This window comes from Pelomonas candidula (assembly GCF_043555985.1).
Taxonomy (GTDB): domain Bacteria; phylum Pseudomonadota; class Gammaproteobacteria; order Burkholderiales; family Burkholderiaceae_C; genus Pelomonas; species Pelomonas candidula.
Genome location: NZ_JBIGIC010000029.1, coordinates 1 through 11,321 on the forward strand (window position 1 = coordinate 1; position 11,321 = coordinate 11,321).

Annotated in this window: 9 protein-coding genes; 6 read left to right on the plus strand and 3 right to left on the minus strand. The window is 68.1% G+C overall.

The annotated features are described in order from the left end of the window. The first annotated feature begins 253 nt into the window (after nucleotides 1-253). Nucleotides 254-1,483 (plus strand): lysophospholipid transporter LplT, encoded by a 1,230-nt coding sequence (gene lplT, locus ACG04R_RS28105; RefSeq protein ID WP_394418030.1) that lies wholly within the window; start codon nucleotides 254-256, stop codon nucleotides 1,481-1,483. A 629-nt stretch (nucleotides 1,484-2,112) separates the two neighbouring features. On the opposite strand, the gene ACG04R_RS28110 is transcribed toward lplT, so the two are convergent. Next, nucleotides 2,113-3,354, minus strand: coding sequence for a glycosyltransferase family 4 protein (locus ACG04R_RS28110; RefSeq protein ID WP_394418033.1), 1,242 nt, complete (start codon nucleotides 3,352-3,354; stop codon nucleotides 2,113-2,115). Nucleotides 3,355-3,730: 376 nt separating this feature from the next. On the opposite strand from ACG04R_RS28110, the gene ACG04R_RS28115 reads away from it, so the two are divergent. The 3 genes from ACG04R_RS28115 to asd are packed head-to-tail and all read left to right on the plus strand — an operon-like array spanning nucleotide 3,731 to nucleotide 6,913. Beyond that, entirely contained in the window at nucleotides 3,731-4,345 is a 615-nt protein-coding gene (locus ACG04R_RS28115) for an Mpo1-like protein (protein WP_394418036.1), read from the plus strand. A 4-nt stretch (nucleotides 4,346-4,349) separates the two neighbouring features. Beyond that, nucleotides 4,350-5,999 (plus strand): aminotransferase class III-fold pyridoxal phosphate-dependent enzyme, encoded by a 1,650-nt coding sequence (locus ACG04R_RS28120; RefSeq protein ID WP_394418039.1) that lies wholly within the window; start codon nucleotides 4,350-4,352, stop codon nucleotides 5,997-5,999. After that, a complete protein-coding gene (gene asd, locus ACG04R_RS28125) occupies nucleotides 5,996-6,913 on the plus strand; it encodes an archaetidylserine decarboxylase (protein ID WP_394418042.1) in 918 nt (305 codons plus the stop codon). Before ACG04R_RS28120 ends, asd begins: the two co-directional genes overlap by 4 nt. A 48-nt stretch (nucleotides 6,914-6,961) precedes the next feature. Here asd and ACG04R_RS28130 read toward each other — a convergent pair whose 3' ends face one another. Continuing rightward, the gene (locus ACG04R_RS28130; protein ID WP_394418045.1) at nucleotides 6,962-7,852 is read right to left on the minus strand and encodes a UDP-2,3-diacylglucosamine diphosphatase; all 891 of its coding nucleotides are present in this window, start codon (nucleotides 7,850-7,852) and stop codon (nucleotides 6,962-6,964) included. 54 nt (nucleotides 7,853-7,906) lie between these two features. Beyond that, on the minus strand, nucleotides 7,907-8,824 hold the full coding sequence (locus ACG04R_RS28135) for an alpha/beta hydrolase family protein (RefSeq protein ID WP_394418048.1): 918 nt from the start codon (nucleotides 8,822-8,824) through the stop codon (nucleotides 7,907-7,909). Between the two features lie 210 nt (nucleotides 8,825-9,034). On the opposite strand from ACG04R_RS28135, the gene ACG04R_RS28140 reads away from it, so the two are divergent. Further along, a complete protein-coding gene (locus tag ACG04R_RS28140; protein WP_394418052.1) occupies nucleotides 9,035-10,021 on the plus strand; it encodes a LysR family transcriptional regulator in 987 nt (328 codons plus the stop codon). Between the two features lie 519 nt (nucleotides 10,022-10,540). Then, a complete protein-coding gene (locus tag ACG04R_RS28145) occupies nucleotides 10,541-11,068 on the plus strand; it encodes a 2'-5' RNA ligase family protein (RefSeq protein WP_394418055.1) in 528 nt (175 codons plus the stop codon). Nucleotides 11,069-11,321: the final 253 nt, after the last annotated feature.

Sequence of the window (11,321 nt, forward strand, 5' to 3'; positions counted from 1 at the left end):
GTCAACGCTTCGCAGTGCACCTCGCGGTGCACTGCGCATGACTCGGGGACAACATGAATCGCTACTTCTTTGTTGTCGGGGACTTTCACCCCTGACCTCCTACCGGTCTCCCGGCGCACTACTGTAATTTCATACAGAATCGTGCCGGCTTTCATCCCCACGTCATGCGGGGTTTCATCGCCGCTTCACGGCGCGCACCGACAGTTGCGGACCTGTGTCCGCCATTGCCCACGCTCCAGCTGCCTCGCCCGGGGTGCCCCGCCTGCCGCGCGGCTTCGCCATCGTCATCGGCGCGCAGTTCGCCTCGGCGCTGGCCGACAACGCGTTGCTCATCGTCGCCATCGCGCTGCTGGCGCAACAGGGCTGGCCGGCCTGGTGGGCGCCGCTGCTGAAGGTCGGCTTCATGGCCGCCTACGTGGTGCTCGCACCGTGGGTGGGGCCGCTGGCCGATGCCTTCGCCAAGGGCCGCGTGATGGCGGCGATGAACCTCGTGAAGATCCTGGGCCTCGCGCTGCTTGCGCTGGGCCTGCATCCGGTCGCGGCGCTCGCCGTCGTGGGCCTGGGCGCCGCGGCCTACGCGCCGGCGAAATACGGCTTGATCACCGAGCTCGCCGAGCCCGAGGCGCTGGTGAAGGCCAACGGCTGGATCGAGATCAGCGTCGTGTCGGCCGCGCTGTTGGGCGCGGTGCTGGGGGGCGCGCTGGTGAGCCCGCTGTGGCTGGGCTCGACACTGGCCGACTGGTGCGACGGCTTCGACCTGCCGGCCGACAAGCTGACCGGCTCGCTGGCGGCGCTGCTGCTCATCTACGCAGTGAGCAGCCTGCTGAACGCCGGCATTCCGGACAGCGGCCAACGCCAGCGCAGCACGGCGCATGACCCGCGGACGCTTGTGCTTGAGTTCCGCGCCGCCAACCGCACGCTGTGGCGTGACCGCGAGGGCGGCCTGTCGCTGGCCGCGACGACGCTGTTCTGGGGTGTCGGCGCGACGCTGCAGTTCGCGGTGCTGCGCTGGGCGGGGCAGGCGCTTTCGCTGCCGCTGAGCCAAGCCGCCTACCTTCAGGCGGCGGTGGCCGTGGGCGTCATCGCCGGCGCGGCAGCGGCAGGGCGGTGGCTGGCGCTGCACCAGGCGCGGCACGGGCTGTGGGCGGGCGTCGTGCTGGGGCTGCTGATGCCGGTGGTGGCGCAAGTCTCCGACGTGGCGACGGCGGCGGTCGTGCTGGCGCTGGTGGGAGGCGTCGGCGGCGCGATGGTCGTGCCGTTGAATGCACTGCTGCAGTACCGGGGGGCTGTGCTGCTGAGTGCGGGGCGGTCGATTGCGGTGCAGGGGTTCAACGAGAACCTGAGCGTGTTGGGGATGCTGGCGGCCTACGCGGGGTGCGAGGCGGCGGGGGTACCGATCGGGGTCACGTTGAGTGGCTTGGGCATGCTGGTGGCGACGGCCATCCTGGCGTTGATCTGGGTGGATCGGCGACGGAGGTCGTAGGGGCTCGCCGCCATCCTCTTTGGTTGCTTTGACGAAGAGCCTTTGCAACCCGGTGCAGTGCCGCGGGAGTCCGCCCCGCGAGGGCGGGTAACTTTTCTCTGTCGCGCCAGAGAAAAGTCACCAAAAGAGGAGCGCTCAACGCAATCCGCACTCGAGCGGGATGACGCGCTCGCGATGCTCGACACGGGACACACCGCGACGCGAGCCACTGCGCTCTCGCTCACCACTTATTCAGATCAACACAGCTCGGACCAGCACCCCGCTTAACGCGCGGCTGCACGCTGACGCTGGGCAGCCGAAATGTCCAACAGCCGCGCCGCCCGGGCGGCGCTGCATTGGGCTGTTTTGATGAGCACGGCGTGCAGCCGCGCGTCGGACGGGGTACCGGTGCGATGAGACGCGCTCTTCACAAGTCAGACGCGAGAGCGCAGCGGTTCGCTTGGTCGCGCCACGGCCATGAACGTTTTCGCGCGCCGCTCAAGCTGGCGTCGCGATGGTGTGCGGTTCAGGGCCTCTTCTTTGGTGACTTTCTTCTGGCCCCGCAGAAGAAAGTTACCCCGCCGCCGGGCGGGACTCCCGGCAATGCAGCGATGAAGCACCTAGCCTCGCGAAAGCTTCCTCGGCAGCGGTCAAGCCGCCGGCTGCAGCCCCGCCGGCAGGAACCCCGGCTCCGCCCGCGCAATCGCCCCTTCCAGCACGGACTCGAACCGCGCCGTGATGTCGCCCCAATCCAGCCGCCTTGCCGTCACCCTCGCGCCCTCGGCGACCGTACGCCGCGCCGCCGCATCGAGCGCCGCCGTGCGTGTCAGCGCGACGAAGTCCGCCTCGCGCCCCGGCCCGGCCAGCCAGCCATTCACGCCGCTGCGGATCAGCTCGCCCGCTGCCGCGCTCTCGAACGCGACCACCGCGCAGCCGCTGGCCATCGCCTCGGTCGTCACGTTGCCGAAGGTCTCTGTCAGGCTGGCGAACAGGAACAGGTCCAGCCCCGCATAGTGCGCGGCCAGGTCGTCGCCACTTCGCTGGCCGGCGAACACCGCATCAGGCGCACGCGCGGCCAGCTCGGCACGCATCGGGCCGTCGCCGACGAACACCAGACGCGCACGCGGCTGCACGATCTTCACAGCCTCGTACGCGGCCAGCACGACGCCCAGGTTCTTCTCCGGCGCGAGGCGGCCGACATAGCCCATGACCAGATCGTCCGGCCCCGCGCCCCAGCTCTCGCGCATCAAGGCGCTGCGGCGTGCGGGGTCGAAACGCTGTGCGTCGACGCCACGTCCCACGACCGACAGCCGCTCGAAGCCGCGCTCGGCCAGCAGCACGCGCATCGCCTCGGTGGGCACCATCGTCGCGTCGCAGCGGTTATGGAACTTGCGCAGATAGCCCATGATGGGCTTGCTCAGCAGGCCCAGGCGGTAGTGCTTGCCGTAGGCGTGGAAGTTGGTGCGGTAGTCCGACGTGACCGGCAGCGACAGGTGCTGCGCGGCCTGCAGCGCCGACCAGCCCAGCGGCCCTTCGGTGGCGATGTGGACGACGTCGGGCCGCTTCAGCGACCACAGCTTCACGAGCGCCCGCTTGCTCGGCACGCCCATGCGCAGGTTGGGATACAGCGGCACCGGCAGGCCCTTGGTCAGCACTTCGTCGACGGCCGGCTTGCCGCTCGATTGCGCGGTCAGCTTCGCCGGTTGGCGTGGGCGGATGAGCTGCACGTCGTGGTTGCGGCGGTTCAGGCCGTCCACGACGCGGGCCATCGACATCGCGACGCCGTTGACCTCGGGGGGATAGGTCTCCGTCACCACCGCAAGCCGGCGCGAGTGGCGCGGTGCGGGCAGGTCGTCGACCAGGATGTCGTCGGTGTCGTGTGCGGTCTTCATACGCACATGGTTGCGGCGGCATGCGACAGAACGATGACCAGGGCCTGTTCACATGACGGCCATGAGTCGCGAAGGTCCGCATCGGGGGCCAATCAAGGCGTGACACGCCGCCCGCACTGGCGTGCGGGCAAGTGGCGCAACGCAGAGTGGCGCCCGATGTGGACCTTCCCTTCGGGTTGTGGTCAGAAGGGCCGCGCGCGGCGTTGCCAATCCTCGCCGGGGAACGCCCCGGCTTGCGGTTTGCGCCTTGCTCGCGGCCCTTCTGACCACAACGCGACCCATGGCCGTCATGTGAACAGGCCCCGACCGTCACGCCGATTTCACGCAAGCCCCGCACCATCCGCCCCGATTTCCACCCACATGAGGACGGGACGACGTGAACGAGTTTTTCCAAACCCTGAAGACGCAGCGCTGGGACGACCACCGCTACTACCACCACAGCCGCATCAACCAGAGCCTGCACCTGATCAGCGCGCTGAGCTTCCTCGTGTCGTACGCGCTGCTGTTCGTGAACCCGGCCTGGTCCGCGCTGCTGGCGTGGTGCGTGTCGATGACGACGCGTCAGGCGGGTCACTTCTTCTTCGAGCCGCGTGGGTACGACCATGTGAACCAGGCGACCGACGAGTACAAGGAAGAGATCAAGATCGGCTACAACATTCGCCGCAAGATCGTGCTGATGGCCGTCTGGGTCGCGCTGCCGCTGGTGCTGTGGCTGTCGCCCTCGCTGGGCGGGCTGATCCAGCCGGCCGTGGGCTTGCAGGGTTATGTCGAGGACGTCGGCATGGCCTGGTTCTGCCTCGGCGTGACGGGCCTGGTGTTCCGCGTCGTGCAACTGTGGATCACGCAGAACCTGATGCAGGGCCTGGCCTGGGGCTTCAAGATCATCACCGACCCCTTCCACGATGTGCTGCTGTACTGGAAGTCGCCGTTCTATCTGCTGCGCGGCCAGCTGATCGATCCGATGGACCACGTGAGCCAGCAGGCGCACTGAGCCAATGGACGAAACCCTCACCCTGTCGGCGCTGGCCCTCGGCGTGCTGGCATTGCTGCCGGCGGCCAAGCGGCGCCTCGAGCTGTCACGCGCCAAGCACCGCTCGCTGGCCGGTCACTCGCGCATGGCCAAGCGGCTGGCGCGCTGGGTGCCGGGCTATGCCTACGATGACGCGCAGTTCTTCGCCGCCGACAGCGCGCCGGCCAGCGTCGCCGCGCAACGCAAGGCGGCGCTGCAGCGCCTGGGCGCCGAGTTCGACACGCGCTTTGCGAAGACGCTGGCCGCAACCGAGCAAGCGCGCGAGACCATCTCCGACCTGCGCTTCACCGGCCGCTACCGCGTGCCCTTCCAGTTCAGCCCGGTGCTGCGCGAGCACCTGAAGGTGGGCGCCTTCCTGCAGCACAGCGAGGGGGTGCAGGTCGAGGACCTTGACGGCAACCGGCTGATGGACCTGACCGGCTCCTACGGCGTCAACGTGCTGGGCTATGACGCGTACAAGGAGTGCATCGACGAAGCCGTGGCCACAGCGCGCGAGCTGGGCCCCGTGCTGGGCGCCTATCACCCCTGCGTGCTGGATGTGCTCACGCGGCTGAAAACCGTCTCGGGTCAGGAAGAAGTGAGCTTCCACATGTCCGGCACCGAGGCCGTCATGCAGGCCGTGCGGCTGGCGCGTTATCACACCAAGAAGAAGCGCCTCGTGCGCTTCGCCGGCGCCTACCACGGCTGGTGGGAAGACGTGCAGCCAGGCCCCGGCAACCCGCTGCCGCCGCGCGAGACCTTCACGCTGCAGGACATGGCCGAGCGGTCCCTCAAGGTGCTGGCCACGCGGCGCGACATCGCCTGCGTGCTGATCAACCCGCTGCAGGCGCTGCACCCGAACAAGAACGCGCCAGGCGACTCCGCGCTGATCGACGGCAGCCGCAGCGCGGCCTACGACCGCGAGGCCTACACGGCGTGGCTGAAGAAGCTGCGCGAGGTGTGCACGGCACGGGGCATCGTGCTGATCTTCGACGAGGTGTTCGTCGGCTTCCGCCTGGCACCCGGCGGCGCGCAGCAGTATTTCGGCGTGAAGGCCGACCTCGTCACCTACGGCAAGACGCTGGGCGGCGGCCTACCGGTGGGCGTCGTCTGCGGCAGCCGTGCATTGATGACGCGCTACCGCGAGGACCGGCCCGCGGACATCTGCTTCGCGCGCGGCACGTTCAACGCACACCCTTACGTCGTCGCTGCGATGGCGTCCTTCCTGAAGCGCATCGAGCGCCCGGAAGTGAAGGCGTTGTACGACGGCCTCGACGCGCGCTGGAACGCGCGCTGCGCGCAGTTCAACGCACGCTTGGCAGCAGCCGGCGCGCCGGTGCGCATGGCCAACCTGTCGACGATCTGGACGGTCACGTACGACCAGCCCGGCCGCTACCACTGGATGCTGCAGTTCTACCTGCGCAAGCACGGCCTCGCGCTGAGCTGGGTGGGCACGGGCCGGCTGATCTTCAGCCTGAACTACGGCGATGCAGAGTTCGCCGAGGTCATGGACCGCTTCGTCGCTGCATGCGACGAGATGAAGGCGGACGGCTGGTGGTGGACGGCGCCCGAGCTGACCGCCAAGGCCATCCGACGCGGCGTGTTCCGCGAGATGTTGACTACCAAATTCGGATGAACAACCCCGAAGCCTCCGCCGCGCTGGACGGCACCACCGCGCTGCCGCGCAAGGGCTGGTTCAAGCGACTCGTCGCGCAGGAGGACCTGAACTTCCTGCTGACCAACCGCGTGCCGCGCATCGCGCTGACCAAGGCGATGGGCCGCTTTTCGCGCATCGAGAGCCCGCTGCTGACGAAGCTGACGATCAAGGTGTGGCGCTGGTTCATCCCATTGGACCTGAGCGAAGCGAAGCACACCGAGTTCCGCTCGCTGAAGGACTGCTTCACGCGCGAGCTCAAACCCGGCTCGCGCGTGTTCGATGCGCGGCCCGACGTCTTCGCCAGCCCCAGCGACGCCATCGTCGGCGCGATCGGCATCGTCGAGCGGGGCCAGGTCTACCAGGCCAAGGGCTTTCCGTACGCGACCGAGGAGTTGTTTGGCCCGACGCAGGACGCCAGCGCGTTCGAAGGTGGCCACTTCGTCACGCTGCGGCTGACGTCGGCGATGTACCACCGCTTTCACGCGCCGGCCGATGGCACCGTGGAGCACGTGACCTACCTCAGCGGCGACACGTGGAACGTGAACCCGGTGGCGCTCAAGCGCGTCGAGCGGCTGTTCTGCCGCAACGAGCGCGCCGTCGTGCGCATGACACTGGCGAGCGGCCATGCGATCGCGCTGGTGCCGGTGGCAGCCATCCTCGTGGCCTGCATCCGCCTGCACTTCCTCGACGTGCTGTTGCATCTCGGCCGCAAAGGTGCCAACGAGATGCCTTGCAGCGCGCCGCATGCGAAGGGCCAGGAGATGGGCTGGTTCGAGCACGGATCGACCATCATCGTCTTCGTGCCCAAGGGCTTCGAGCTGGCCGAGGGCATCGCCACGGGCGCGCAGATCCGTGCGGGGCAGGCACTGCTGAAGCTCGTGGACGCGAGCTGATCGAGAACGGTGGCGGCGCCGCAATTGGCGCCGGCCTAGGCCTCGGTGTCAGGCGATGGTCTCGTGCCCGGCCGCGTTGGCGACAGCGTTCGGCACCGGCAGCGCCACAGGCACCGGTGCAGACGCCGCCTTGGGCTTGACCGCAGGCAGCATGCCCGGCAGCGCCGCTTCGTCGCCACGGTCGATGATCTCCAGCCGGCCGTCATGGTGCTCCACCAGCGCCGTCAGGCTCTCCACCCAGTCACCATCGTTGCAGTACAGCACGCCGTCGATCTCGCGGATCTCCGCATGGTGGATGTGGCCGCAGACCACGCCGTGCGCGCCGCGCTTCTTGGCCTCGCGCGCGACGGCATTCTCGAACTCGTTGATGTAGCTGACCGCACGCTTGACCTTGTGCTTCAGGTAGCGCGAGAGGCTCCAGTACGGCAGGCCGCACTTGGCGCGGATGCGGTTGAACCAGCGGTTGACCTTGAGCGTGAACTCGTAGGCCAGGTCGCCTGCGATGGCCAGCCAGCGCGCGCATTGGATGACGCCGTCGTACAGGTCGCCGTGCGTGATCCACAGCCGCTTGCCGTCGGCGGTCACGTGGATCGCCTCGTCCATCACATCGACGCCGCCGAAGTTGTGCGTCACGTACTTGCGTGCGAACTCGTCGTGGTTGCCCGGGATGAAGACGACCCGCGTGCCCTTGCGCGCTTTGCGCAGCAGCTTCTGCACGACGTCGTTGTGCGCTTGCGGCCAGTACCAGCTGCGTCGCAACTGCCAGCCGTCGATGATGTCGCCGACGAGGTAGAGCGTTTCGCACTCCACGTCGCGAAGGAAGTCCAGCAGGGCCTGGGCCTGGCAACCGGGCGTGCCCAGGTGCAGGTCCGAGATCCAGACGGTGCGCACCGACAGCGTGGGCGTGTCGGCGGCAGCGGAGTCTTGCGTCGTCGGCATGCGGGCAATGTGCCTGCGCGTCATGACGCAGGCGTGACCGCGTGGCCGCTGCGCTCAGGCAACAGGCAGGCGAGCCGCCAACTGTGGCGTGGCCGCCTCGATGGGCGCCAGCAGCCGCGGCCACAGCCGGACGCCAAGGTCGCGGCGGAAGGGCCCGAAGTGCGCGATCTTCTTCACGCCGAGGTCCGCCGGCGCGACCACGTGGCGCTGCACCCGCGCGGCACTGAACTGCGCGGCCAGCGCATCCACCGCCGGCGCGGGGCCGAAGAGATGGTCGTCCGTGACGCTCCACAGATGCACCGCACCGCCGAAGCGGTGATAGGCCCGCTCGCTGGCGAGGCTGTCGTCGCCGAACAGGAAGCCGGGCGTGCGCCCCCACGCCGCCCACTCCAGCGCGGCGCCGGCCGGCAGGTCTTGCGCGCGTGGACCCAGCACGCGGCCAGGCGCACGGCCCAGCAGGCGCACGGCCAGCGGCAGCATCCAGTGGAAGAACACCCAGGCCTGTACGCGCGCGAAGCCCGACCAGTGGCCCAGGTAAGCCACCTGAGCCGCGACTCCGAGCATCGCGTCCACCTTGTCGACAAAGCCAGGGATCAACCCGACCGAGTTGCCCCCCAGCGAGTGGCCGATCCACAGCAGCCCCAGGGCGGCCCCCTGGCGCTCGGCCTCCTCGCAACGGCGCCGGTCCGCGGCATACACGGCGGCTGCCATGTCCAGCCGCGCCCAATCGCGCAGCCGCACATCCTCGCCCTGGCGCAAGGCCTCTCGAGAGGCGGCAATGCCTCGGTAGTCGAAGCTCAGCACGGCATAGCCGCGCTGCGCCATCCACTCGGCGAAGTGGCGGTAGTAGCTGGCCGGCACGGCGGTCGCCGCACCGATGATGGCCACGGCCCGCACGCCAACGGCCGCCGGCGGCTCGAACCACTGTGCGGCGAGTAGGCGCCCGTCGCTGCAGCGCAGCGAAGTCGGCATCACGCACACCCGCAGGTCGCGTGTGCCCGCTTCGGCGGCCCCCGGCGCGGACGTGGCTGGGACGGATGGAGGCAACGCGCTGGAAGGCGTCAAAGGCTGGCTGGACATCGGAAACCTCAGGATCGGCGCGCTTGCAGCACCGCTGGAGGCAGTCTAGATTGGCAACAATCAAGTCGGTAGATTGCCATTCAGACTCATATCGTCAATCAAATGTCGACAAAGGAAACTGCACCCCCAGGCATCGGCCGGCGCCGCCGCACCGTCGCCGAGGAGGCGCTGGATGCCAACGCGCTGGAGTTGTTCGCCCGCATCGCGCAGGCCGGCAGCTTCGCCCAGGCCGCACGCGATCTGGGGCTGACACGCGCAGCCATCAGCCGTCGCATCGCCGCCATCGAAAGCGCCGTCGGCCTGGCCCTGTTCGCCCGCAGCACACGCAGTCTGGGCCTGACCGAAGCCGGCCGGCGCCTGCATGCACGGGCTCGCGCCGTCCGTGAGGCCGCCGAAAGCGCGCGGCTGGCGCTGCGGCAGACGCGAGACCAGCTGGACGGCACAGTGCGCATCAGCGCCACGGCTGGCTTCGGCCGCAACGTACTGGCACCGCTGCTCGCGCGCTTCCAGAGACTGCACCCCGCCGTGCGCTATGAGCTGTTCTTCACCGATCGCCGCGTCGACCTGCTGCGCGAGGGGCTGGATATCGCCTTCCGCGTCACCAGCCGCCCACCCGAAGCCTGGGTCGCCCAGCCCGTGCTGAAGTTCGCCGTGCACGCCTACGCAGCGCCCGGCCATCCGGCAGTGACGCATCCCCACGATCTGGCCGCGATGCCCGCCCTGCTGCTGGGCCAGAATGACGAGCCCTTCCCCAGCCAATGGCAACACGACGACGGGCGGAGCGAGGACGTCTCGCTGCAGGCCTCGGCCTGGGGCAGCGATCTGGACGCTCTCGTCGCGCTCGCCCGCCACGGCGCGGGCATCGTGATCGCACCGGACTTCTGCGTTGAAGCGGTTCCCGCGCTCCAGGAGATCACGGGCGACAGCGGTGCGGGACCGGCGCCCTCGCTAAGAAACGTACTGCCCGGCTGGAAGCTGCTCGTCGGCTTCGACACCGTGCAGGCGCTCACGCTTCCCCTGCCCGCCGGGTCCGAGGCGGCTCGCGCCTTGGTGCGGTTCGTGCGGGATTCGCTGATGGCGGAGCGCTAGGCTCCATTGTCCCGTTCGATCTGCCGCCGGGAAGATGACCACGCCCTCTCGCGGTCTCTTCGTCGCTCAGCCGCCGACGTTCGTGCTTCGTAGTCTGCACGCCTGAGGAAGCTGCTGACGGGCGATGCGCTGCTCTCGCCGTTGAACTGGCACCCGTCGCCTTCCGGTCGGCTCGAGGACGGCACGCCACCCATCGAATGATTGCTGAGCGCTGGGAAACGGATATCGGCCTGCGCTCTACGCTTCAGGATCGACCGCGTCGGGGGCAGACAGGGCTGGACGGCGTGCAGTGGCAATTCAAGCCCGACAAGACGCAGGCTGACTTCGGTCAGTTGCCGCGAAGCGTGCGGCGTGCGATCTCCGCGGGCAACCGTCGCGTTTGCGTCCGCACGCGGCGCCTTAAGAGCGCCGCTGCCCATGCCGCAAGCCAAGGGCGGCGTGACGCACGTCACCCGGCGCCCTACCATCCACGGGCAGCTTTTGTGAGGCTCGTCGATGACCAGGCAGCGGTACCTTCTCATGGGCATGCCCTCAGCCGTGCAGGACGCCATCGAGATCGTTCTGAAACGCTACGACGTAGACAAGCTGCTAGGCAGAGCCCTCTTCACGCGATCCAACTGGCACCAGTCATTGTCGGATCGGCACTGGCCGGAAGATGTACCTGACCTGCGTGAGCGACTGCTGCGAGCAGGCTCGAGAGTGCAGGCTTTCGCCGTACCGATGACGTTGAATCGAATCGTTGCCCAGGGCGAGCACTGGGCATTCAAAGCACGCGGAACGCCACAGGGCTTCGCGGAGTTGCTGGCCGCGGTTCAACGCGCACTGAAGGCGGAAGGCATCGATGACCGCGTCGGCCACACGCCCCACGTCACCATTAGCTACACAGCGCCGGCTAACCTGCGTCCGCCGAAGATCAGGGAGTCGATTGACTGGATTCTCGACGAGATCCTACTGGTCTCGGGCGGCGGGACGCCCTACCACTACGAGGTCGTCGGGCGCTGGCCCCTGATTCCAATCGCCGCCAGCAGCCAGCAGAGCTTGTTCTGAGAACTAGGCGCAGTTATTGATGCGGTGGGATGCCCTCAGCCGGCCGATCAAGCAGGTGCGCGCGGGATCGAACATACACGCCGGGCCGTGCTGACAGGAGTCGTAATTCCCAGCCAATTTCTCATACCGCAAAAGCGAAACCCCCACCAGTTTTCACTGATGGGGGTTGGCTTGAATAATAGCCTGACGATGACCTACTTTCACACGGGAATCCGCACTATCATCGGCGCTGACTCGTTTCACTGTCCTGTTC